The organism is Streptomyces sp. NPDC093225, from assembly GCF_044753805.1.
In the GTDB taxonomy this organism is placed as follows: Bacteria; Actinomycetota; Actinomycetes; order Streptomycetales; family Streptomycetaceae; genus Streptomyces.
Genome location: NZ_JBIVNX010000024.1, coordinates 48,718 through 71,226, shown reverse-complemented (window position 1 = coordinate 71,226; position 22,509 = coordinate 48,718). Strand labels below are relative to the sequence as shown.

The 22,509-nt window shown below is 73.0% G+C and carries 18 protein-coding genes; 8 read left to right on the top strand and 10 right to left on the bottom strand.

Translation table 11 applies throughout. The features are described from left to right. Positions 1-157: 157 nt before the first annotated feature. Positions 158-2,482: an ATP/GTP-binding protein gene (locus tag ACIQCH_RS22175; RefSeq protein ID WP_402583317.1), complete on the bottom strand. Its 2,325-nt coding sequence runs from the start codon at positions 2,480-2,482 to the stop codon at positions 158-160. A gap of 221 nt (positions 2,483-2,703) precedes the next feature. Between ACIQCH_RS22175 and gabT the strand changes: the two genes are divergently transcribed. After that, positions 2,704-4,038 carry a 4-aminobutyrate--2-oxoglutarate transaminase gene (gene gabT, locus ACIQCH_RS22170; RefSeq protein ID WP_402583315.1) on the top strand — a complete coding sequence of 445 codons (1,335 nt, stop codon included), beginning with the start codon at positions 2,704-2,706 and terminating at the stop codon, positions 4,036-4,038. Positions 4,039-4,427: 389 nt separating this feature from the next. After that, a complete protein-coding gene (locus ACIQCH_RS22165) occupies positions 4,428-5,117 on the top strand; it encodes a phosphatase PAP2 family protein (RefSeq protein ID WP_402583313.1) in 690 nt (229 codons plus the stop codon). On the opposite strand, the gene ACIQCH_RS22160 is transcribed toward ACIQCH_RS22165, so the two are convergent. From ACIQCH_RS22160 to ACIQCH_RS22125, 8 genes are all read right to left on the bottom strand, one after another. Continuing rightward, positions 5,105-6,901 (bottom strand): chitinase, encoded by a 1,797-nt coding sequence (locus ACIQCH_RS22160; RefSeq protein ID WP_402583397.1) that lies wholly within the window; start codon positions 6,899-6,901, stop codon positions 5,105-5,107. The genes ACIQCH_RS22165 and ACIQCH_RS22160 overlap by 13 nt on opposite strands. A 167-nt stretch (positions 6,902-7,068) precedes the next feature. Beyond that, positions 7,069-7,554: a hypothetical protein gene (locus ACIQCH_RS22155; RefSeq protein WP_402583311.1), complete on the bottom strand. Its 486-nt coding sequence runs from the start codon at positions 7,552-7,554 to the stop codon at positions 7,069-7,071. Between the two features lie 198 nt (positions 7,555-7,752). Continuing rightward, entirely contained in the window at positions 7,753-9,171 is a 1,419-nt protein-coding gene (locus ACIQCH_RS22150; protein ID WP_402583310.1) for an NAD(P)/FAD-dependent oxidoreductase, read from the bottom strand. A gap of 26 nt (positions 9,172-9,197) precedes the next feature. Beyond that, positions 9,198-9,992, bottom strand: a complete 795-nt coding sequence (locus ACIQCH_RS22145) for an ABC transporter permease (protein ID WP_402583309.1) — start codon at positions 9,990-9,992, stop codon at positions 9,198-9,200. Beyond that, positions 9,992-10,918: an ABC transporter permease gene (locus ACIQCH_RS22140; protein WP_402583307.1), complete on the bottom strand. Its 927-nt coding sequence runs from the start codon at positions 10,916-10,918 to the stop codon at positions 9,992-9,994. Before ACIQCH_RS22140 ends, ACIQCH_RS22145 begins: the two co-directional genes overlap by 1 nt. Then, positions 10,915-12,066 (bottom strand): ABC transporter ATP-binding protein, encoded by a 1,152-nt coding sequence (locus tag ACIQCH_RS22135; protein ID WP_402583305.1) that lies wholly within the window; start codon positions 12,064-12,066, stop codon positions 10,915-10,917. Before ACIQCH_RS22135 ends, ACIQCH_RS22140 begins: the two co-directional genes overlap by 4 nt. 45 nt (positions 12,067-12,111) lie before the next feature. Next, complete coding sequence (locus ACIQCH_RS22130; RefSeq protein ID WP_402583395.1) at positions 12,112-13,359, bottom strand: spermidine/putrescine ABC transporter substrate-binding protein; 1,248 nt, start codon at positions 13,357-13,359, stop codon at positions 12,112-12,114. 54 nt (positions 13,360-13,413) lie between these two features. After that, positions 13,414-14,928: a gamma-aminobutyraldehyde dehydrogenase gene (locus tag ACIQCH_RS22125; RefSeq protein ID WP_402583303.1), complete on the bottom strand. Its 1,515-nt coding sequence runs from the start codon at positions 14,926-14,928 to the stop codon at positions 13,414-13,416. 174 nt (positions 14,929-15,102) lie between these two features. Here ACIQCH_RS22125 and ACIQCH_RS22120 point away from each other — a divergent pair, with 174 nt between their 5' ends. Then, positions 15,103-15,654: an NADAR family protein gene (locus ACIQCH_RS22120; protein ID WP_402583301.1), complete on the top strand. Its 552-nt coding sequence runs from the start codon at positions 15,103-15,105 to the stop codon at positions 15,652-15,654. 472 nt (positions 15,655-16,126) lie between these two features. Further along, entirely contained in the window at positions 16,127-17,716 is a 1,590-nt protein-coding gene (locus ACIQCH_RS22115; RefSeq protein WP_402583299.1) for a TROVE domain-containing protein, read from the top strand. Positions 17,717-17,771: 55 nt separating this feature from the next. Here ACIQCH_RS22115 and ACIQCH_RS22110 read toward each other — a convergent pair whose 3' ends face one another. Then, the gene (locus ACIQCH_RS22110; RefSeq protein WP_402583297.1) at positions 17,772-18,620 is read right to left on the bottom strand and encodes a DUF4190 domain-containing protein; all 849 of its coding nucleotides are present in this window, start codon (positions 18,618-18,620) and stop codon (positions 17,772-17,774) included. A 110-nt stretch (positions 18,621-18,730) separates the two neighbouring features. On the opposite strand from ACIQCH_RS22110, the gene ACIQCH_RS22105 reads away from it, so the two are divergent. Genes ACIQCH_RS22105 through ACIQCH_RS22090 form a run of 4 tightly spaced genes read left to right on the top strand, consistent with a single transcriptional unit; the run spans position 18,731 to position 22,456 of the window. Then, positions 18,731-19,756, top strand: a complete 1,026-nt coding sequence (locus ACIQCH_RS22105) for an adenosine deaminase (RefSeq protein WP_402583296.1) — start codon at positions 18,731-18,733, stop codon at positions 19,754-19,756. Between the two features lie 29 nt (positions 19,757-19,785). After that, the gene (locus ACIQCH_RS22100) at positions 19,786-20,511 is read left to right on the top strand and encodes a glycerophosphodiester phosphodiesterase (protein WP_402583295.1); all 726 of its coding nucleotides are present in this window, start codon (positions 19,786-19,788) and stop codon (positions 20,509-20,511) included. A gap of 53 nt (positions 20,512-20,564) precedes the next feature. Continuing rightward, positions 20,565-21,773 (top strand): sensor histidine kinase, encoded by a 1,209-nt coding sequence (locus ACIQCH_RS22095; RefSeq protein WP_402583394.1) that lies wholly within the window; start codon positions 20,565-20,567, stop codon positions 21,771-21,773. Beyond that, entirely contained in the window at positions 21,770-22,456 is a 687-nt protein-coding gene (locus tag ACIQCH_RS22090; protein WP_402583294.1) for a response regulator, read from the top strand. Before ACIQCH_RS22095 ends, ACIQCH_RS22090 begins: the two co-directional genes overlap by 4 nt. Positions 22,457-22,509: the final 53 nt, after the last annotated feature.

The window sequence follows — 22,509 nt, the reverse complement described above, 5'->3', positions numbered from 1 at the left end:
GGGTGGGCGGCAGGGAGGTTTTTCGCCGTTGCGTATGAACGGCTCAGCTCGATTCTGCCACCCCGTAGGGGTCGGGTCAGCTCGGTTCGAGCCGGGCGGTTACCGGCGGTCCGCCCGGCCTGCGGCGGCGGGCCGCCCGGACGCGGGTACGCCCCGTTCAGCCCTCGAGGTCCACCAGCAGCGGGGCCGCCCGCTCCCCGCGCACCGAGGTGACCGACAGGACGGCGTGCCCGGGCGGTACCGCGTGGGCGAGGTCGGAGGCCGACCAGCGCTCCCGTTCGACCTGGCGGACGGTGACCGCGTCGGTGGTGACGGCCTTGCCGGTGACGAGCTTGCGGAAGGAGTGGATCGCCCGGGTCAGCGGCTGGTCGGCGAAGACGGTGCGGCTGGTCACGTCCCGGGTCTCCACCCACTCGGTGCCCCAGGCCTCGGCGAACCGCTGCCCGTCCCAGGTCGTGACGCCGGAGAAGGCCATCCGGCAGCCCACCGCGCCGAACAGCGGCGTGCGCAGCGCCTCGGGCACGTCGTCCAGCGTGCGCAGGGTCAGCACCACCCCGGCGTGCGCCGAGCGCAGCCGCCCGAGCCCGCGCACGGTCTCCGGGGTCAGCGCCTGCGCGGCGTCGTCGAGGACCAGGCAGGCGAACAGCGAGCGGTCCGCGCGCGCGGCCGCGCTCGCGGTGAACTGCGCCAGCAGCAGCCGGGCGAGCATGCGCGACGCGTCCGCGTGCCCCCGCTCGGGCAGGTCGACGCGGACCCGCAGCGGGTGCTCCAGCGAGCGCAGCGAGAAGGGGCGCCCCTTGCCGCTGGTGTCGAAGAACCCGGCGAAGGCGGGCCGGTCGAGCAGCGCGACCCGGTCGGCGAGCAGCGGCGCCGGGTCGCCGGGGTGCCCGGCCTGCCGCTCGCGCGCGTCGAGCTCCCGCAGCTGTGCCTGGTCGCCCGCGGAGTCGAGGTGTTCGCGCAGCGCGCCGAGGGCCGCGGGCGCGCCGTCGAGGAGCAGGCGCAGTTCGGGCACCGCGGGGAAGCGCCCGTACGCCGCCCGGAACGGGCCGAGGAGCTGGGCGAGGGCGGTGGCGGCCCGGCGCGCGTCGGCCCCGGGCACGTCGCCGGCGAGGGCCTCGGCGAGCAGGCCGGCCGCCTCGTCGGGGTCGGTGGTGCCGCCGTACAGGTCGAGGTCGTACACGGAGTCGGGGTCGCCGAGCCGGACCACCACGTCGTACGCCCCGTCGGGCCCGAGCCGGCCACCGGCCGGGCCCACCGCGATCACCGCGGCCTGCCCGGCCAGTGCCTGCAGCGCGAGGGACTCGACCACGGGCCGCACGAGCCGGCCGGTCTTGCCCGCTCCGGAAGGGCCGACCGCCAGCAGGGAGGTCCCGAGCAGCGCCGGGTCGAGGGCCAGTCCGGTGCCGCGCCGGGCGTACGGGTTGCGCTCAGCGTCCGCGACCGTGCCGAGCCGCACCTGGCCGGTGAACAGGTCGTGGCGGGCCGCCCGGGCGGGCAGGTCGCGCACCCCGGACGGGTGGACGCAGGCCCCGGCGCCCTTGGCGCGCACGGCCTCGGCGAAGGCCCGCAGCCGCGAGGGGTCGGCCCGTACGGACAGCCAGGCGCGCCGGATCCGGGCGTAGTCGACGTCGGTCATGCCGCCGCCGGCGGCCTCGGAACCGAGCCGGTCCGCGGTCTCGGCGAGTCCCGCGGCCCGCAGCTCGGGCCAGGCGGCCGGGTCCTCGGCGGGCGCCGGGGCGGCGGTCGGCCCGGCGCCCGCCGGGGCCCGGCGGCCGCCTGCGAGGCCCCGGACGAGCCCGAAGAGGCCGCCGAGCCACGAGAAGAGCACGACCACCGCGAAGTTGATCACGGGGTCGACCACCCGGTAGCCCTCGTCGTTGCGGAAGAGCTGAGCGACGAGTCCGCGCACGGGCACCTGTTCCCCGTCGATCAGGCGCATCACGAGAAGGATCAGCACCACCACGCCCGCGATCTGAGCCCAGGCGCCGCGCGCCACCACCAGCCGCTGCCATGCCAGGCGCCAGTTGCCCAGCCGGCCGAAACCGATGAGCAGGCCGATGTCGACCAGCAGTTCCCACACCCAGCTCGCGACGTACCCCGCCAGCCCCAAGGGCTCGCCGCTCGTCTGCTGCCACCAGTCGTTCGGGGTGAACATGCGCACCGGCAGCGTCCAGAAGCGGTACGGGACCAGCCCGTTGCGCAGCAGCGACCACAGCAGCGCGCAGGCCAGGAAGGAGATCACCGCGCTGCTGAGCAGGGCGCGGTCGGGCACCTCGTCGGCGGCCCGCTCGGGCCGGGGCGTGTGCCCGAAGCGCCACACGCCCGGCGCGGCGGCGGGCCGGGGCGTGCGCAGCCAGTCGACCAGGGACGGCCCGGCGGCGGGTGCGTGCGCGGGCGGCGGCGGGACCCGGGGGGCGTCCCCCGGCGCCGCCGGGGCGGGAATGGGCACACCGGCCTGCCGCTGCGTGCCTTCGCTGTCCATGTCCCCTGCCCCCTGACCGCTCACCCTGACTGCGCAGTTCAATCTAGTGGCCGGGCAGGACACGCGGACCGCATCCCGGCGCGATCCACAAGACACTCCCTATGGCCGTACCGGACAAGGACACGCGGGCACCACTCCCGAACGGAGCATGCCGCCACCCCCTGCGCGGGCCTAGCCTGCGGACGAAGAACAAGTGCGTCCGAACCATCCCAGGAGCCCCCATGACCGCTGTCCCGCAGGAGCGCAAGCTCGTCACCGCGATCCCCGGCCCGAAGTCCCAGGAGCTGCAGGCCCGCCGCCTCGAGACGGTGGCCGGCGGCGTGGGCTCGGTACTGCCCGTGTTCACGGCCCGCGCGGGTGGCGGCATCATCGAGGACATCGACGGCAACCGCCTGATCGACTTCGGCTCCGGCATCGCCGTGACCTCCGTCGGCGCCTCCGCCGAGGCCGTCGTGCGCCGCGCCTCCGCGCAGCTCGCCGACTTCACCCACACCTGCTTCATGGTGACCCCGTACGAGGGCTACGTGGAGGTCTGCGAGGCCCTGGCCGAGCTGACCCCGGGCGACCACGCCAAGAAGTCCGCGCTGTTCAACTCGGGCGCCGAGGCCGTCGAGAACGCGGTCAAGATCGCCCGCGCGTACACCAAGCGCCAGGCCGTCGTCGTCTTCGACCACGGCTACCACGGCCGCACCAACCTCACGATGGCGCTGACGGCGAAGAACATGCCGTACAAGCAGGGCTTCGGCCCGTTCGCCCCCGAGGTCTACCGCGTGCCGGTCGCCTACGGCTACCGCTGGCCCACCGGCCCGGAGAACTGCGGCCCCGAGGCCGCCGCCCAGGCCATCGACCAGATCAGCAAGCAGATCGGCGCCGAGAACGTCGCCGCGATCATCATCGAGCCGGTGCTCGGCGAGGGCGGCTTCATCGAGCCGGCCAAGGGCTTCCTGCCGGCCCTCGTGAAGTTCGCCAACGACAACGGCATCGTCTTCGTCGCCGACGAGATCCAGTCCGGCTTCTGCCGCACCGGCCAGTGGTTCGCCTGTGAGGACGAGGGCATCGTCCCCGACCTCATCACCACCGCCAAGGGCATCGCCGGCGGTCTGCCGCTGGCCGCCGTGACCGGCCGCGCCGAGATCATGGACGCCCCGCACGCGGGCGGCCTCGGCGGCACCTACGGCGGCAACCCGGTGGCCTGCGCCGGTGCGCTGGGCTCCATCGAGACCATGAAGGAGCTCGACCTCAACGGCAAGGCCAAGCGCATCGAGGAGGTCATGAAGACCCGCCTCTCCGCGATGGCCGAGAAGTACGACATCATCGGCGACATCCGCGGCCGCGGCGCCATGATCGCCATCGAGCTGGTCACCGACCGCGCCACCAAGGAGCCGAACGCGGCCGCCGCCGGCGCGCTGGCGAAGGCCTGCCACAACGAGGGCGTCCTCGTCCTCACCTGTGGCACCTACGGCAACGTGCTCCGCTTCCTGCCCCCGCTGGTCATCGGCGAGGACCTCCTGAACGAGGGCCTGGACGTCATCGAGGCCGCGCTGGCGGCCCTCTGAGGCACGGCGCCGGGCCGTCCGACGGCCCTGGCCTGAACACCCTTTCGCAGTACCCGCGGTAACCGGTCGGGCACTGTGAAGATGGTGTGGGGGGCCGATGGCGGGACGGCGTTCCCGCTGTCGGTCCCCCTTTCGCTGCCGTACGGTTTCTGCAGATGAGTGAGACACCCCGCCCGCGGGAGACCGCGGACGAAGCCGGCTGCGAGCTTCCCCAGCTCACCGCCGGTCGTGCCTGCACCCACCCCGCCGAGGCTGACGGCCCCGGCAATCCTCACCGATCGGACGGCCGCCCGCCCCAAACCCCCCGGGGCGCGCGGCGATCCGATCCGGGCGGCCGCCCCGGAACCATCCCCCCTGTTCCGGGGCGGCCGACCTTCTCCCGGGCCCTCGTGCGGGCCTTCTCCCCCCGGCACCGCTCCGTCCGACTCGCCCTGCGCGTGGCCCTGCCCGCAGTGGTCCTGTGTCTGACGACCTGGCAGGTCCTGGTCTCCGGAGCCCTGTTGGAGCCCGACGAGGGGCTGAGCCGGAAGCTGGTCCGGGCCCTGCCCGACACGGTCACCGAGCCCCTCGCGGACCTGGGCAACGGGCAGGTCGCCGTGCCCGTCCTCGCGCTCGCCATGACGTACGCCGGCTGGCACGCGCGCCGCGCCGGCGCGCGGCGCTGGTGGCTGCCCCCGTTGGCGGCCGGGCTCGCGATGGCCGCGGTGCCCGCGGTGGTCGCCCCCCTCAAGGAGTGGACGGCGCGGCCCGGCCCGCTGGAGCCCTGGGCGGCCGGCTACTTCCCCTCCGGACACACGGCGACGGCCGCGGTGGCGTACGCGGGTGCCGCGCTGCTCGTACGGCCGTACGTGCGCCGGGACGGGCGCGGGTCGCGGTGGCCGATGGCCGCCGCCCTCACGCTCGCGGGGGCGACGGCCGTCGGTCTGGTGCTGCGCGGCTGGCACTGGCCGCTGGACGTGCTGGCCAGCGGGTGCCTGAGCGTCCTGCTGCTCGGGCCGGTGGCGCTGGCGAGCGCCCGGGTGGTGCGGGGAGCGTCGCACCGGCCCGGGGAGTCCGGGCGGACCCGTCAGCCGAAGTAGGCGTCGAAGTTCTTCGAGAACTCCCAGCCGCCGAAGCGGTCCCAGTTGACCGACCACGTCATCAGGCCGCGCAGGCCGGGCCAGCTGCCGTGGGTGGCGTACGCGCCGCAGTTCGCCTTCCTCGTCAGGCAGTCCAGCGCCTTGGTGACCTCGGCGGGGAGCGTGTACCCGTTGCCGGCGTTGGTGGTGGCGGGGAGTCCGACGGCGACCTGCTCGGGCCGCAGCGCGGGGAAGAACCGGGAGGCGTCGCCCGCGACCGGGAAGCCGGTGAGCAGCATGTCGGTCATGGCGATGTGGAAGTCGGCGCCGCCCATGGAGTGGTACTGGCCGTCCAGGCCCATGATCGGGCCCGAGTTGTAGTCCTGGACGTGCAGCAGCGTGAGGTCGTCGCGCAGGGCGTGGATGACGGGCAGGTAGGCGCCGGCGCGCGGGTCCTGGCCGCCCCACGGGCCGGATCCGTAGAACTGGTACCCCAGCTGCACGAAGAACGTCTCGGGCGCCATGGTGAGGACGAAGCCGGCGCCGTACTTGGCCTTCAGGGCCTTCAACGCCGCGATCAGGTTGACGACCACGGGCGTGGTGGGGTTGCGGAAGTCGGTGTCGCCGGTCGCCAGGGAGAGCGAGTGGCCCTCGAAGTCGATGTCGAGGCCGTCCAGTCCGTACTCGTCGATGATCCTGCTCACGGACGCGACGAACGTGTCGCGCGCGGCCGTGGTGGCGAGCTGGACCTGGCCGTTCTGGCCGCCGATGGAGATCAGGACCTTCTTGCCCTTGGCCTGCTTGGCCTTGATGGCGGCCTTGAACTCGGCGGGCGTCTCGACGCCCGGGCACTCGGTGGCCGGACACAGGCCGAACCGTACGTCCCCGGAGGTGACGGAGGTCGGCTCGCCGAAGGCCAGGTCGATGACGTCCCAGGAGTCGGGTACGTCGACCATGCGCAGGTACCCGGAGCCGTTGGCGAAGCTCGCGTGGAGGTAGCCGACGAGCGCGTGCGGGGGCAGTTGGCCGCCGGGATCGCCGCCGGAGGCGGTGGTGGTGGCCGTGACGGCCGTGCTGCGGCCCGACTCCCCCGCGCCGTTGGTGGCGCTGACCTGGAAGGAGTACGAGGTCGAGGGGGCGAGGCCGGTGACGGTGGCACCGGTGCCGGTGGTCGTGAGGACCTTGGCGCCGTCGCGGTACACGGTGTACCCGGTGGCGCCGGCCGCCGGGGACCAGCTCAGCGCGACGCTGGTCGCGGTGGCGGAGCCGGCGGCGAGACCGGTCGGGGTGGCCGGGGGCTGCTGCGGGCCGGGGTCGGTGGCGGGTCCGACGAGCGTGAGGTCGTCGACGTGGTGGGCGGGCTGGCCGTACCAGCCGTGGGTGTACACGGTGACCCGAGTGGTGTTCGCGCCGGTGGTGAAGGTGGTCGACAGCCGGCTCCAGGCGCCGGCGGACTGGGTCCAGGTGGACGTGTCGGTGGTGCCGGTGCCGCTCGCGCCCAGGTAGACGTAGGCGCCCTGCACCCAGGCGGCGAGGGTGTACGTGGAACCGGGTCTGACGGTGACGGTCTGTGCGCAGCGGGCGTTGTCCTGGCCCGCCGGGGTGGCCTTGAGGGCGGAAGTACCGCTGCGGACGGGCGTGGTGACGGTGGTCGCGCTGCCGGCGGAGCAGGTCCAGCCGTCGAGGCCGGACTCGAAGCCGCCGTTGCGGGCGATGTCGGCGTCGGCCGCGGCGGCGGACGGGCCGACGGCGACGAGGGCGGCCGCGGCGAGGGCGGTGGCGGACAGGGCGGACAGGGCGGACAGGAGCCGTCGTGGGGGACGGGATCCAGCGGTCCGCGACGTGCGGGGGAACGGACGTGGCACAACTGCCTCCGGTGCACGGGGGGATGAGAGGCGCCGATCGCCGCACAACATGGTCCAGACCAATGCCCGTGTCAAGTCATCGGGCACACAGCGGTACTGACCGGCGGTCACGCGGGCCCCCCGCGCTCCCCCGCACCCCCCTCCGCGACCAGCGCCGCCGCCTCGTGCAGGGCGAGCTCCAGCAGGGCGGGGTCCGTGAGCGTGCCCGTGCCGTCCGGGGCCACCAGCCACCGGACCCCGCCGGTGGCCCGCCCGGGGTACGGCACGACGATCCAGGTGCCGCGTCCGGCGGCCCGTACGCCGGTCCCCAGCCAGCAGGCGGCGGTGCCGGCGGGCACGAAGAAGCCCAGCCTGGAGTCGCCGAAGTCGGCGAGCACCGGGCCGGGCCGGGTGACGAGGCGGGCGAGCACGTCCAGCGCGGGACGGCCGAGGGCACCGGGCAGGATCAGGACGTCCCAGTACCGGCCGGCCGGGAGCAGGGCGACCCCGAGGGGGTTGCGCTCCCAGTCCCAGCGGCAGGCGTCGGGGTCCGGGGCCACGGACACCAGCCACTCCACCGCGGACTTCGTCGCGGGGCTCTCCGAGCGCGCCATCTCTCCCTGCTCTCCCTCCGTTGCGACGGTGTGTCGTAGGAGGGAGAGCGGGGCGGGAGCCGGGGATGACGCGGGTTCCACGACCGGGTGGTGGTGAGCCGGCTCACGTTTCGATCATGGTTGTGCGCCCCCGGGTCCCGGGGGCGCACACACCGCGCTCGTACGGTCAGCCACTCACCCGGTCGGCCGCTCGTACGGTCAGCTGTCGAAGCCGAGGCCGAACCTGTCGAGGGTCTTCAGCCACAGGTTGCGCCGTCCGGCGCGCTCGTCGGCCCGGGCCAGGGACCACTTGGTGAGCGAGATGCCGGTCCACTTGAAGGGCTCGGGCGGGAACGGCATCGGCTTCTTGCGGACCATCGCCAGCTCGGTCCGCTCGGTGCGCTCCCCCGCCAGCATGTCGAGCATGACGTCCGCGCCGAACCGGGTCGCGCCCACGCCCAGGCCGGTGAATCCGGCCGCGTAGGCGACCTTGCCGGAGTGGGCGGTGCCGAAGAAGGCCGAGAAGCGCGAGCAGGTGTCGATCGCGCCGCCCCAGGCGTGGCTGAAGCGGATCCCCTCCAGCTGCGGGAAGCAGTCGAAGAAGTGGCCGGCCAGCTTCAGGTAGGTCTCCGGGCGGTGGTCGTACTCGGAGTCGAGCTTTCCGCCGTACGGGTAGATGGCGTCGTAGCCGCCCCACAGGATGCGCCGGTCGGGGGTGATCCGGAAGTAGTGGAACTGGTTGGCGCTGTCGCCCATGCCCTGGCGCCGCTTCCAGCCGATCGACGCCACCTGCTCGGCGGTGAGCTGCTCGGTCATCAGGGCGTAGTCGTAGACCGGGACGGTGTACGGGCGCAGGCGCTTGACCAGCGACGGGAAGATGTTGGTGCCCAGCGCCACCCGGCGGGCCAGGATCCGGCCGTAGGGGGTGGTCACGGCCATGCCGGGGCCGGTGGACCTGAGCGACAGGCCGCGGGTGTTCTCGTAGATCCGCACGCCGAGGTCGAGGCAGGCCTGCTTCAGGCCCCAGGCCAGCTTGGCCGGGTTCAGCATGGCCACGCCGTCGCGGTCCCACAGGCCGCCGAGGAAGGTGGGCGAGTCGACCTCGGCACGCAGCGCGTCGCGGTCGAGGAACTCGTAGCCGCCGCCCAGGCCGAGGCGCTCGGCCTCGGCGTGCAGCTCCTTGAGTTCCTCCACCTGGTGGGGCTCGGTGGCCACGTCGATCTCGCCGGTGCGCTCGAAGTCGCAGTCGATGCCGTAGCGGGCCACGGCCTCCTCGATGGCGTCGAGGTTGCGCGCGCCCAGCTCCTCGAGCTTGGCCAGCTCGTCGGGCCAGCGGGTCAGCCCGTTGTAGAGCCCGTGCGTGAGGGAGGCGGCGCAGAAGCCCCCGTTGCGGCCGGAGGCGGCCCAGCCCACCTCACGGCTCTCGATCAGTACGACGTCCCGGCCGGGGTCGCGCTCCTTGGCCAGCAGCGCGGTCCACAGGCCGCTGTAGCCGCCGCCCACGACGAGGAGGTCGCAGTGCTCGTCCGCCGTGAGGGCGGGCAGCGGGGCCGGCTTGCCGGGGTCGTCGAGCCAGTACGAGACCGGCAGTGCTTCGGAAAGTGATTGTGCAACGGTACGCATGGCGACTGGGGCCATGGTTTCCATCTCCTAACGGGACGTGCTCAGTTCGCTGCTTGCTTCTTGCGCCGGTTGGCGATGGCCTGGCCGGCGACGACCACCAGGACCGCGATGACGAACATGGCGGTGCCGATGACGTTGATCTGCACGGGCGTGCCGCGCTGGGCCGATCCCCACACGAACATGGGGAAGGTGACCGTGTTGCCCGAGTTGAAGTTCGTGATGATGAAGTCGTCGAACGACAGGGCGAAGGAGAGCAGGGCTCCCGCCGCGATGCCGGGGGCGGCGATCGGGAGGGTGACCCGCACGAAGGTCTGGACGGGGCCGGCGTAGAGGTCGCGCGCGGCTTCCTCCAGCCTCGGGTCCATCGAGAGCACGCGCGCCTTGACGGCGGCCACGACGAAGCTGAGGCAGAACATGACGTGGGCGATCAGGATCGTCCAGAAGCCCAGTTCGATGCCCATGTTGAGGAAGAGCGCGAGCAGCGAGGCGGCCATCACGATCTCGGGCATGGCCATGGGCAGGAAGATCAGCGAGTTGACCGCGCCGCGGGCCCGGAACCGGTAGCGGACCAGGGCGAAGGCGATCATCGTGCCGAGCACGGTGGCGCCGATGGTGGCCCAGATCGCGATCTGGAGGGACAGCGACAGGGAGCCGCACATGTCGGCGACGCCGCAGGGGTCCTTCCAGGCGTCCAGGGAGAACTCCTGCCAGGCGTAGTTGAAGCGCCCGGCGGGATTGTTGAAGGAGAAGACCGTCACCACGACGTTCGGCAGGATCAGGTACGCGAGCGTGCCGAGGCCGAGGATGACGACGAGGTTGCGTCGGAGCCACTGCATCAGACCAGGTCCTCCGTTCCGGCGCGGCGGATGTAGACGGTGACCATGATCAGGACGATGGCCATGAGGATGAACGACAGCGCGGCCGCGGTGGGGTAGTCCAGGATCCGCAGGTACTGCGACTGGATGACGTTGCCGATCATGCGGGTGTCGGTGGAGCCGAGCAGCTCGGCGTTGACGTAGTCGCCGCTCGCCGGGATGAAGGTGAGCAGGGTGCCGGAGACCACGCCGGGCATCGACAGCGGGAAGGTCACCTTGCGGAACGTGGTGGCGGGCGTGGCGTACAGGTCCCCGGCGGCCTCGTGGAGGCGGGAGTCGATCCGCTCCAGCGAGGTGTACAGCGGAAGGATCATGAAGGGGAGGAAGTTGTACGTCAGACCGCAGACCACGGCCAGCGGGGTGGCCAGCACGCGGTCGCCCTCGGTCATGCCGAGCCAGCTGGTGACGTCCAGGACGTGGAGGGTGTTGAGGACCTCCACGACCGGCCCGCCGTCGGCGAGGATCGTCTTCCACGCCAGCGTGCGGATGAGGAAGCTGGTGAAGAAGGGCGCGATCACCAGGATGAGCAGCAGGTTGCGCCAGCGACCGGCCCGGAAGGCGATCAGGTACGCGAGCGGGTAGCCCATCACCAGGCACAGGACGGTGGCGGTGCCGGCGTAGAGGAGGGAGCGCAGGAACTGCGGGAGGTACTCGGTGAACGCGTCCCAGTAGGTCTGGAAGTGCCAGGTCACCTCGAAGCCGCTCTCCAGGGAGCCGGTCTGGATCGAGGTCGAGGCCTGGTAGACCATCGGCAGGACGAAGAAGACGAGCAGCCACACGATGCCGGGCAGCAGCAGCCAGTACGGGACCAGCTTGCGCCGCGTCGAGGCCTTGTGGACCGGCGGCTCCGCCTGCGGTTCGGCGGGGGGCGCCACGGTGGCGGTCATGCGCCCTCCTCGACCGTCAGGGCGCCGGCGTCGATGTCCTGGGCGGCGTCGAGGCCGAAGGTGTGCTCCGGGTTCCAGTGGAGGACGACCTCGGTGCCGGGGGTCAGGCGGGCGTCGCGCTCGACGTTCTGGACGTACACCTCGAACTCGGGGCACACCGCGGTGTCGACCACGAACTGGGTGGAGACGCCGATGAAGGAGGAGTCGGCGATCCGACCGGTGAGGGTGTTGCGGCCGGCGGCGATCGTGTGCGCGTCCTCGGCGTGCACCACGGAGATCTTCTCCGGGCGCACGCCCACCAGCAGGTGGCCGCCGTTGCGGGGCGTGGTGGAGCAGCGCTGCGCGGGCAGCCGGAGCTTGCTGCCGGCGGCGGAGACGACCACGTCGTCGGAGCCGGCGGACTCCACGGAGGCCTCGATGAGGTTCGAGGTGCCGAGGAAGTTGGCCACGAAGGTGGTGCGCGGGTTCTCGTAGAGCTCGGCGGGGGCGCCGAGCTGCTCGACGCGGCCGCCGTTCATCACCGCGACCGTGTCGGCCATGGTCATGGCCTCCTCCTGGTCGTGGGTGACGTGGACGAAGGTGATGCCGACCTCGGTCTGGATGCGCTTGAGCTCCAGCTGCATCTGGCGGCGCAGCTTGAGGTCGAGGGCGCCGAGGGGTTCGTCGAGGAGGAGCACCTGCGGGTGGTTGATGAGCGCGCGGGCCACGGCGACGCGCTGCTGCTGGCCGCCGGAGAGCTGGTGCGGCTTCTTGCGGGCGTGCTCGCCGAGCTGGACGAGCTCGATCATGTCGTCGACCTGCTTCTTGACCGACTTGATGCCGCGCCGGCGCAGACCGAAGGCGATGTTCTCGAAGATGTCCATGTGCGGGAAGAGCGCGTAGCTCTGGAACACCGTGTTGACCGGCCGCTTGTAGGGCGGCAGGTGGGTGACCTCGCGGTCGCCGAGGTGGACGGTGCCGGTGGAGGGGTCCTCCAGGCCGGCGATCATGCGCAGGGTCGTGGTCTTCCCGCAGCCGGAGGCGCCGAGCAGGGCGAAGAAGGAGCCCTGGGGGATGGTCAGGTCCAGCGGGTGCACGGCGGTGAAGCTGCCGTAGTGCTTGCTGATCCCGGAAAGGCGGACATCGCCGCCCGCGTTCTTGTCAGTCATGGGTCGCGGTCCCGTGGTGTGGAATTCGGAAGGGGGGCGGCGGGGTCAGGCACCGATGAGCTTGGCGAACTTCTCCTCGTACTCCCGCTCTTCCTGGACGGTCAGGGAGCGGAAGGCGTGCGACTTCGAGGCCATCGCCTTGTCCGGGATGATCAGGGGGTTGGCGGCCAGCGCCGGGTCGATCTTGGCGAGCTCGGGCCGGACGCCCTCGACCGGGCAGACGTAGTTGATGTACGCGGCCAGCTGTGCGGCGACGGGGGGCTCGTAGTAGTAGTCGATGAGCCGCTCGGCGTTCGTCTTGTGGCGCGCCTTCGCGGGGACCAGGAGGTTGTCCGTCGAGGTCATGTAGCCCGCGGCCGGGATGGCGTACTGGATGGCCGGGTTGTCCGCCTGGAGCTGGATGATGTCGCCGGCCCAGGCCAGGCAGGCGGCGAGGTCGCCCTTGTCCAGGTCCGAGGTGTAGTCGTTGCCGGTGAAGCGGCGGATCTGCTTCTTGTCGACGCCCTTCTGCAGGCGCGCGATGGCGGCGTCGTACTGGGGGGTGGTGAAGGTGGCCGGGTCGTAGCCCATGTCGAGCATGGTCATGCCCATGGTGTCGCGCATCTCCGTCAGGAAGCCGACGCGGCCCTTGAGGGAGGGGTCGTCGAGCATCTGGGTGACGGAGTCGACCTTCCTGCCGCCGGTGGCCTTCGTGTTGTAGGCGATGACGGTGGAGATGCCGGTCCACGGGTAGGAGTGGGCGCGGCCCGGGTCCCAGTCGGGCATCCGGAACTGCTGCACGAGGTTGGCGAAGGCGTGCGGGAGGTGGGACGGGTCCAGCTGCTGCACCCAGCCGAGCTTGATCATGCGGGCGGCCAGCCAGTCGGTGACGACGATCAGGTCGCGGCCGGTCTCCTGGCCGGCGGCCAGCTGGGGCCTGATCTTGCCGAAGAACTCGACGTTGTCGTTGATGTCCTCGGTGTACTTGACCTTGATCCCGGTCCGCTTGGTGAACTCCTCCAGCGTCGGACGGTGCTTCTCGTCCTCGCTGGTGTCCATGTACTCGGTCCAGTTCGAGAAGTAGATCACCTTCTCCTGGGCCGAGTGGTCGTCGGAGGCCGCCGCCGGGCCCTCGGAACGCTTGGCCGGGGGGATGCCGCAGGCGGTCAGCGTGCCGAGGCCGCCGAGGGCCAGGGCGCCCATCCCGGAGGCGCGCAGCAGCGAGCGGCGGGTGAGCGCGCCGCGCCCGCTCGTGAGGCTGCGCCGCATCGCCGCCAACTCCACTGCCGAGAGCCCGGACTCCTGGTGCTCCATGCGCTGTGCCTTTCCCATGTGTCGTGTAGTTCCGCTGGTCGGGCGGAGCGCCGTCTATCGGTCCCCGAAGATCGTGCGGTGCCAGTCCTTGCGGGCCACCGCGGTGTTGTCGTACATCACGTGCTTGACCTGCGTGTACTCCTCGAAGGAGTACGACGACATGTCCTTCCCGTAGCCGCTGGCCTTGTACCCGCCGTGCGGCATCTCGCTGATGATCGGGATGTGGTCGTTGACCCAGACGCAGCCTGCCTTGATCTCCCGGGTGGCGCGGTTCGCGCGGTAGACGTCACGGCTCCAGGCGGAGGCGGCGAGTCCGTAGGGCGTGTCGTTGGCCAGGCCGATGGCCTCGTCGTCGCCGTCGAACGGCAGCACGACCAGGACCGGGCCGAAGATCTCGGACTGCACGACCTCGCTGTCCTGCGGGGCGTCCGTGATCAGGGTGGGCCGATAGTACGCGCCGTCCGCGAGCGCCCCGCCGGGGGCCTCGCCGCCGGTCACGACGGTGGCGTAGGCGCGGGCCCGCTCGACGAAGGCGGCGACGCGGTCGCGCTGGACGTGGGAGACGAGCGGCCCGAGGTCGGTGCCGGGCTCGAAGGGGTCACCCACGCGGACGGATGCCATCAGTTCGGCCACCCGGGCGACGAAGGCGTCGTACACGGGGCGCTGGACGTACGCGCGGGTGGCCGCGGTGCAGTCCTGGCCGGTGTTGATGAGCGAGGCGGCGACGGCGCCGTGGGCGGCCGCCTCCACGTCGGCGTCGTCGAAGACGACGAAGGGCGCCTTGCCGCCGAGCTCCAGGTGCAGTCGCTTGACGGTGGCGGTGGCGACCTCGGCGACCCGCTTGCCGACCGGGGTGGAGCCGGTGAACGAGGTCATGGCCACGTCCGGGTGGCCGACCAGGTGCTCGCCGGCCTCGCGGCCGGCGCCGGTGACGATGTTGATGACGCCGTCGGGGATGCCGGCCTCGGTGGCGGCCTGGGCGAACATCAGGGAGGTCAGGGGGGTGAGCTCGGCGGGCTTGAGGACGATCGTGTTGCCCGCGGCGACGGCCGGGAGGATCTTCCAGGCGGCCATCTGGAGGGGGTAGTTCCAGGGGGCGATGGAGCCGACCACGCCGATCGGCTCCCGGCGTACGTACGAGGTGTGGTCGCCGGAGTACTCGGCGGCGGCCTGGCCCTGGAGGTGACGGGCGGCGCCGGCGAAGAAGGCGGTGTTGTCGATCGTGCCCGGGACGTCGAACTCGGTGCTCAGCTTGAGCGGCTTGCCGCACTGGAGCGACTCGGCGTACGCGAAGTCCTCGGCCTGCGCGGCGAGCACGGCGGCGAAGCGGTGCAGGGCGTCCGAGCGCTCGCCGGGGGTGGCGGCGGCCCAGGCCGGGAAGGCGGCCTTGGCGGCGGCGACGGCCGCGTCGACGTCCGCCGTGGACGCCAGCTCGTAGGTGAGGACCTCTTCTCCGGTGGCGGGGTTCACCACCGTGTGTGAGTGTCCGGAGGTACCGGACCGGAGACGGCCGCCGATGTACTGCGCGCCGTCGGCGAATCGGTCCTTAACCTGGAAGCGGTTGCCCATCACGCTCTCCGTAGCTCCAGCTCGAATTGAGTGCCGATCCTGACAGAGGCTTTTCCGTCCAACAAGTGATTCCGTCGTTTCCTTTTGGTTACGCGACGGAATCGGTCGACCATGTGTCGCGTCGGGGAGGAAATCCCGTACGAAGTGTCAGTGGCGAGTGTCAGACTCGCGTGCATGGAGAAGATCGACAAGTTGATCGAGCAGGTCAACCGGGGTGAGCCGGTGAAGTACCTGGCGTTCTGGGGACACCGGCCGCGGCCTGACGGCACGCTCGGCCCGAGCTGTCTGTCGCAGTGGTGGTCGGCTCCGTTCACGGTGGGTGACATCGGGTACGCGACCGCCGAGCACTGGATGATGGCCGAGAAGGCACGTCTGTTCGACGACGCCGACGCGCTGGCCGCGGTGCTCGCCTCGCGCACGCCGGCGGAGGCGAAGCAGCAGGGACGGCTGGTGCGCGGCTTCGACGACGCCGTCTGGAAGCGCGAGCGGTACCGGATCGTGGTCGAGGGCAGCGTGCACAAGTTCGGCTCCGACCCGGCGCTGCGGTCCTTCCTGCTGGGGACGGGCGGCCGGGTGCTGGTCGAGGCGAGCCCGATGGACCGGATCTGGGGCATCGGGCTGGGCGTGAACTCGCCGGACGCCCTGGTGCCGGCCCGCTGGCGCGGGCTGAACCTGTTGGGGTTCGCCCTGATGGAGGCGCGCGAGCAGCTGCGCACGGCGGCCTGAGGCACCGCCCGTCGCCGCCGAAATCCCGTGGCCCCCTCGGCCACGGGGCCCTAGGGTGAGGAACGTCCAGGTGCGCAGGCAGGACCTCCTTCGCCGGTTGCGGGTTCGAGTCCCGTCACCGCCCTCGCGGGCGGTGTAGCTCAATCGGTAGAGCAGTGGTCACACCGGTTCCGCCGCTCCGTCCTCTGGACCTCGCTCACGCACCTCCCGGTGCGCCCGGCTGCGGTTCCTTCTTTCGCAGAGAAACCCACACCGCCGCCACTTCTGATCTCGGGAGGCCGTGTGGGGGACGCCCGGTGCGCAGGCGACGGCTCCTTCGGACCGGGAGGTCGCGGGTTCGAATCCCGTCCGGCCACGGTCGGTGGAGCAGTTCGGAAGCTCGCCCGGCTATGCGCCGTCGCCGACCTCCGACCTCGGGCGTCCCCCGCGCGTCCGCCTCCCGCCGTCGTCACCGAATTCGGGGGGATTCACCATGTCGCGCTTCAACCTGCGCCGTGACAGGGCGGCCGCCGCGCACTCCGGCCCCGTCCGCACCACCGGCGCGGTCACCCGCAACCACCAGGGCGGCTCCGGCCACCTCCGCGACGCCCGCTCGGAGCTGTTCCTGCTGGCCGTGGCCAACTTCGTCACCCAGCGGACCTTCTACGAGGCCGGCGACGCCCGGGACGACCGGTACGCGGCGCTCGTGCGCGAGCTCGCGGTCACGGACCCGGAGTGGACCGCGGGCCTGCTCGGCTGGCTGCGCGCGGACGCCGGGATGCGGACCGCGTCCCTGGTCGGCGCCGCCGAGTACGTACGGGCCAGGCTGGCGGCCGGGAGCACCGGCGGGCCCGCCAACCGGCGGGTGGTCGACTCCGTCCTCCAGCGCCCCGACGAGCCCGGCGAGTTCCTCGCGTACTGGACCGGGCGGTACGGGCGGGCGCTCCCGCAGCCCGTCAAGCGGGGCGTCGCCGACGCGGTGCGCCGCCTCTACCACCCGCGCGGCCTGCTCAAGTACGACACGGCCGGCAAGGGCTTCCGCTTCGGCGACGTCCTGAACCTGACCCACGCCGCGCCGGACCCGGCCGCGCCGTGGCAGGGCGAGCTGTTCCGGTACGCGCTGGACCGCCGGCACCACCCGGAGACGGCCGTGCCGCCGGCCTCCTCCCCCGTACTGGTCGCGCACCGGGCGCTGACGGCGCTCCCGGTGGCCGAGCGGCGGGCGGCGGTGACCGGACCCGGCGGTGCCGAGCGGCTGGCCGCCGCGGGCATGACGTGGGAAGCGCTGGCCGGCTGGCTCCAGGGCCCGCTCGACGCCGCCGTCTGGGAGGCGGTGATCCCGTCCATGGGGGCGATGGCCCTGGTGCGCAACCTGCGCAACTTCGACCGGGCGGGCGTCTCGGACGAGGTCGCTGCGCGGGTGGGCGCGACGCTGTCCGATCCGGCGGTGGTGGCCGCCTCCCGGCAGTTCCCGTTCCGGTACCTCGCCGCGCACCGGCACGTGCCGTCGCTGCGCTGGGCCCACCCGCTGGAGCTCGCGCTCGGCCACTCGCTGGCGAACGTACCGGCGCTGCCCGGGCGGACCCTGGTCCTGGTGGACCGGTCCGGGTCCATGTGGGCGCCGCTGTCGGACCGGTCGGAGCTCGACCGGGCCGACGCCGCCGCGGTCTTCGGCACGGCGGTCGCGGTGCGGGCCGAGGCGGCGGACCTCGTGGAGTTCGGCACCACCAGCGCGGCCGTGCCGTTCCGGCCGGGCGAGTCGGTGCTGCGGGTGCTGGACCGCTTCCGCCATCTCGGCGGTACGGACACCACGGAGGCCGTGCGCCGGCACTACCGGGGGCACGACCGGGTCCTGATCGTCACCGACGAGCAGGCCTCGTACCACTCCCACGGGGACCCGACCGCGCAGGTGCCGCCCGACGTGCCGGTCTACACCTGGAACCTGGCGGGCTACCGGACCGGGCACGGGCCGTCCGGCGGGCCGAGCCGGCACACGTTCGGCGGGCTGACGGACGCGGCCTTCCGGATGGTTCCGCTGTTGGAGGGCGCGGCGAAGGCCGACTGGCCGTGGGCGACCGGCTGACGGCCTGACCGGCTGACCGGGACGGGGCCAGCCGACCGGAACCGCCGGCTCCGGGTCAGACGCGGGCGGGGAGGTCCTCCGGCGCCTCGACGACCAGACCGGTCTCGTAGGCCGGGGGGACCTCCTCGTGCTCGAAGTAGCCGTCGTCACCGTGGCTGCTGCCCCCGAACACCGCCCCGGCGATGATCACCACGAACACGACCGCGCCCAGCACGATCCCGACGGATCCCAGGATGATGCCGGCCAGTGCCTGGCCGGGGTTGGCCGCCTCGCCGCGCTTGGCCCGGCCGCGGCCGAGGACGCCGAAGACGACGGCGACGACGCCGATCAGGACGGCGAAGATGCTGGAGCAGAAGGCGACGACGGAGAGGATCCCGAGCGCCAGCGCCGCGATCCCGAACCCGTTGCGCGGCTCCGGCCGGCCCCAGCCGCCCATGTAGCCGGGGTGGCCGGCGTAACCGGGGTACCCGGGGTAGGCGGCGTAGCCGGGCTGTCCCGGGTACTCGGCGTAGGCGGGCTGCCCCGGGTACCCGGGCTGTCCCAGGTGCTCGGGCTGCCCCGGGTAGCCGTAGGCGGGACCGCCGGGCTCGGCGCCCGGGCCCGGTGCCCCGTAGGCCGGCGCACCGTACGCGGGACCGCCGGGCGGGGCGGCCGGGTGCGGTGCCGCGTACGCCGTGCCGCCACCGGGCGCGGCGAACCCCGCCCGCCCGTGCGCCACCGGCGCCGGGGGCACGGGCCCGGCCGGCGTCCCCGTCTTCTCCAGACTCGGGCGCACCGCGTCCGCGGGCGCGTCCCGCGGCACGACGGTCGGCGCGGCGGCGTCCTCCGGCGGCGCCCACGGGTCGCGCCGGGCGACCCGCGGGGCGGGCCCCGCCTGCCCCTGGTACGGCTCCGGCTCGGTCATGGCCATCCCCCCTCGCTTTCGGCGCCATGCTACGGGCCCCCGCCGACACCCCGGCAGCTGCCTACGATGAACCCCGACCGCCCGCACCCGTCGTCACCCCGGAGGACCCCGTGCCCGATCTCCACCCGTTCATCGCTGGGCTGCCCAAGGCGGAACTCCACGTGCACCACGTCGGCTCCGCCTCGCCCCGGATCGTCGCCGAGCTCGCCGCGCGCCACCCCGACTCCAAGGTGCCCACCGATCCCGAGGCGCTGGCCGACTACTTCACGTTCACCGACTTCGCCCACTTCATCGAGGTCTACCTCTCGGTCGTCGACCTCATCCGCACGCCCGAGGACGTCCGGCTGCTCACCTTCGAGGTGGCCCGCGACATGGCCCGCCAGAACATCCGCTACGCCGAGCTGACCATCACCCCCTACAGCTCCACGCGCCGCGGCATCGACGAGCGCGCGTTCATGGACGCGATCGAGGACGCCCGCAAGGCGGCCGAGGCCGAGCTGGGCGTCGTGCTGCGCTGGTGCTTCGACATCCCGGGCGAGGCGGGCCTGGAGGCCGCCGCCGAGACCGCGCGCCTGGCGGTCGACCTGCGCCCCGAGGGCCTGGTCTCCTTCGGTCTGGGCGGCCCCGAGATCGGCGTACCGCGCCCGCAGTTCAAGCCCTACTTCGACCGCGCCATCGACGCCGGCCTGCACAGCGTCCCGCACGCCGGCGAGACCACCGGCCCGCAGACCATCTGGGACGCCCTGGTCGACCTGCGCGCCGAGCGCATCGGCCACGGCACCAGCGCTCCCCAGGACCCGGCGCTGCTCGCCCACCTGGCCGAGCACCGGATCGCGCTGGAGGTCTGCCCGACCTCCAACATCGCCACGCGGGCGGTCGCCGACCTCGACCGGCACCCCATCAAGGAGATGGTGCAGGCGGGCGTGCTCGTCACCATCAACAGCGACGACCCGCCGATGTTCGGCACCGACCTGAACAACGAGTACGCGGTCGCCGCGCGCCTGCTGGAGCTGGACGAGAAGGGCCTGGCGGGCCTCGCCAAGAACGCCGTCGAGGCCTCCTTCCTCGACCCGGCGGGCAAGGCGCGGCTGGCCGAGGAGATCGACGCCTACACCAACGCGTGGCTGGCCCGCTGACCCGCCCACGGGGACGGACAATGGGCGGCATGCGCACCGCAGCCGCCCCCCGCACCGTGCACGCCGTCGGCCACCGCGGCGACCCGCACCGCGTCCGCGAGAACACGCTGGACTCGCTGCGCTCCGCCTTCGCGCGGGGTGCCGACGCGGTCGAGGTCGACGTCCGGCTCACCGCCGACGGCGTGCCGGTGCTGCTCCACGACGAGTCCTTCCGCCGGCTGTGGAAGGACGACCGGTCGCTGGTCGCCCTGACCGCCGACGAGGTGTACGCGCTCTCGGCGGGCGGGGTGCCCACGCTGCGCGAGGCGCTGGAGGCCACCGCGGGCGCGGGCCGCGTCATGATCGACCTGCCGGGTGCGAGCGCCGGTACGGTCCGGGCCGTGGTGCAGGTGGTGCGCGACTGCGGGGCCCGGGAGCGTACGTACTACTGCGCGGGGCCGGCCACGATGCTGAAGGTCCGGGCCGCCGACCCGGGCGCGGAGATCGCCATGACGTGGACCTCCCTGTGCCCGCCGCGCCGCTCACTGGTGGAGGCGCTGGCCCCGCGCTGGCTCAACTACCGCTTCGGGGTCCTGAGCCGGGAACTGGTCGACGCGCTGCACGCCGACGGCCTGCTGGTCTCCGCGTGGACCGCGGACACCAAGCGCACCATGCGCCGGCTCCTCGACCTGGGCGTCGACTCCGTCACCACCAACCGTGTGGACGCCCTCGTGGCGGTCCGCGCCGCCGCCGGCGCGCGCGGCCCGGCAGACTGAGGGGCCGTACGGGAGGGGGCGACCGGCCCCGGCGATCGAGGGGGACGGCCGTGCTGCGGGGCGGGAACGGGACGGCGGGCGCGGTGTTGCGCGCGGGGGCGGAGCTGGGCGCGCGGGTGCGCGCGGCGCGGCCGTGGGTGCTGGACCTGGGGCTGACGCTGCTGGTGCAGCTGGCGGTGACGATGCCGTTCGTGCTGCCGCGCGAGCCGGGACTGCCGCCGGTGACCTGGGAGGCGTACGCGCTGACCACGGCCGGGGTGGTGCCGCTGGCGTGGCGGCGGCGGTGGCCGGTGGCCGTACTGACGGCGCACCTGGTCACGGGCACGCTGTACCAGCAGCTGCTGGACGGCCCGGGGCAACCGCTGCCGTACGCGGGACTGATCGCGTTCTACACGGTCGCGGTGCAGTGTCCGGCACGGGTGCGGGCGGCGGTTTCGGTCGTGGCGCTGGCGGTACTGCTGTACGCGGTGGGCCAGAACACGGGGACGGCCCGGGAGCTGTTCTTCGCCGTCTTCTGCGCGGGCGCCGCGTACGCCCTGGGCCGGCTGCAGTTCACCCGGCACGCGTACACGGCGGCGGTGGAGGACCGGGCGGCGCAGCTGGAGCGGGCCAACCGGATCGAGGCGGAGCAGGCCGCGGCCCGGGAGCGGGCCCGGATCGCGCGGGAGATGCACGACATCCTGTCGCACGCGGTCAGCATCATGATCGTTCAGGCGGAGGCGGGCCCGGTGGCGGTACGGCGGGCGCCGGAGCGGGCCGAGGCGGCGTTCGACGCGATCTCGGAGACGGGTCGCGACGCGATGGTGCAGCTGCGCCGGATGCTGGGGGTGCTCCGGGAGGAGGGACCGGCGCTGCGGGAGCCGCAGCCGGGGGTGGCCGGGCTGCCGGCGCTGGTCGAACGGGTGCGCGGCGGCGGGCCCGACGTCGGGTACGAGCAGCGAGGTGCGGTGCGGGACCTGCCGGCCTCGGTCGACACGACGGCGTACCGGATCGTGCAGGAGGCGCTCACGAACGTGGTCAAGCACGCCGGGGCGACGCGGGTGGAGGTGGCTCTGGAGTACGGGGAGCGGGAGCTGCGGATCACCGTCGCGGACGACGGGCGGGGTCCCTCCGGAGCGGGATCGGGGGGACACGGGCTGGTCGGGATCCGGGAACGGGCGGCCGCGCACGGGGGCACGGCGGTCATGGGGCCGGGCGGCCCGCTCGGCGGCTACGAGGTGCGCGCCTGCCTTGTACTGTCGCCGCTGGAGGTGGGGAGTTGACGATCCGTGTGGTGGTGGCCGACGACCAGGAGCTGGTGCGCAGCGGCTTCGCGATGATCCTGGACGTCCAGGAGGACATCGAGGTGGTCGCCGAGGTGGGGGACGGGGCCGCGGCGGTGGCGGCGGTGCGCCGGCACTCCCCCGACGTGGCGCTGCTGGACATCCGGATGCCGGGCACCGACGGGATCGAGGCGTGCCGCGCGATCTGCGCGGAGACGGCGTGCCGGACGGTGATGCTGACGACCTTCGACGCGGACGAGTACGTGTACGAGGCCCTGCACGCGGGGGCGAGCGGGTTCCTGTTGAAGGACGTGCGGCGGGACGACCTGGTGCACGCGGTGCGGGTGGTCGCGGCCGGGGAGTCGCTGCTGGCGCCGTCGGTGGCACGGCGGCTGATCGAGGAGTACACGGCGGTGACGGCCCGTCCGGCGCCGGAGGCCGCGCCGCCCGCGGCCGCCGAGCGGCTGGGGGCGCTGACGGCCCGGGAGCGGGAGACCCTGCTGCTCCTGGGGCGGGGGCTGTCGAACGCGGAGATAGCGGCGGCGCTGGTGGTGAGCGAGCACACCGTGAAGACGCATGTGGGGCGGGTGCTGGCGAAGCTGGGGCTGCGGGACCGGATCCAGGCGGTGATCTGCGCGTACGAGACGGGGCTGATCGCGGCGGGTAGTCCCCCGGCGGAGTGAGGCGAGGGCGGGCGGATCCCTCGCGGGAGCGATTCGTAGGACCGGTGAGGATG

Bases quoted from the DNA above. Each gene is read 5' to 3' on its own strand.
- ACIQCH_RS22155 (WP_402583311.1), bottom strand. From the start codon at position 7,554: ATGGCGCGCTCGGAGAGCCCCGCGACGAAGTCCGCGGTGGAGTGGCTG.
- ACIQCH_RS22135 (WP_402583305.1), bottom strand. From the start codon at position 12,066: ATGACTGACAAGAACGCGGGCGGCGATGTCCGCCTTTCCGGGATCAGC.
- gabT (WP_402583315.1), top strand. From the start codon at position 2,704: ATGACCGCTGTCCCGCAGGAGCGCAAGCTCGTCACCGCGATCCCCGGC.
- ACIQCH_RS22130 (WP_402583395.1), bottom strand. From the start codon at position 13,359: ATGGAGCACCAGGAGTCCGGGCTCTCGGCAGTGGAGTTGGCGGCGATG.
- ACIQCH_RS22100 (WP_402583295.1), top strand. From the start codon at position 19,786: ATGCGCACCGCAGCCGCCCCCCGCACCGTGCACGCCGTCGGCCACCGC.
- ACIQCH_RS22125 (WP_402583303.1), bottom strand. From the start codon at position 14,928: ATGGGCAACCGCTTCCAGGTTAAGGACCGATTCGCCGACGGCGCGCAG.
- ACIQCH_RS22120 (WP_402583301.1), top strand. From the start codon at position 15,103: ATGGAGAAGATCGACAAGTTGATCGAGCAGGTCAACCGGGGTGAGCCG.
- ACIQCH_RS22145 (WP_402583309.1), bottom strand. From the start codon at position 9,992: ATGCAGTGGCTCCGACGCAACCTCGTCGTCATCCTCGGCCTCGGCACG.
- ACIQCH_RS22175 (WP_402583317.1), bottom strand. From the start codon at position 2,482: ATGGACAGCGAAGGCACGCAGCGGCAGGCCGGTGTGCCCATTCCCGCC.
- ACIQCH_RS22150 (WP_402583310.1), bottom strand. From the start codon at position 9,171: ATGGCCCCAGTCGCCATGCGTACCGTTGCACAATCACTTTCCGAAGCA.
- ACIQCH_RS22140 (WP_402583307.1), bottom strand. From the start codon at position 10,918: ATGACCGCCACCGTGGCGCCCCCCGCCGAACCGCAGGCGGAGCCGCCG.
- ACIQCH_RS22115 (WP_402583299.1), top strand. From the start codon at position 16,127: ATGTCGCGCTTCAACCTGCGCCGTGACAGGGCGGCCGCCGCGCACTCC.
- ACIQCH_RS22110 (WP_402583297.1), bottom strand. From the start codon at position 18,620: ATGACCGAGCCGGAGCCGTACCAGGGGCAGGCGGGGCCCGCCCCGCGG.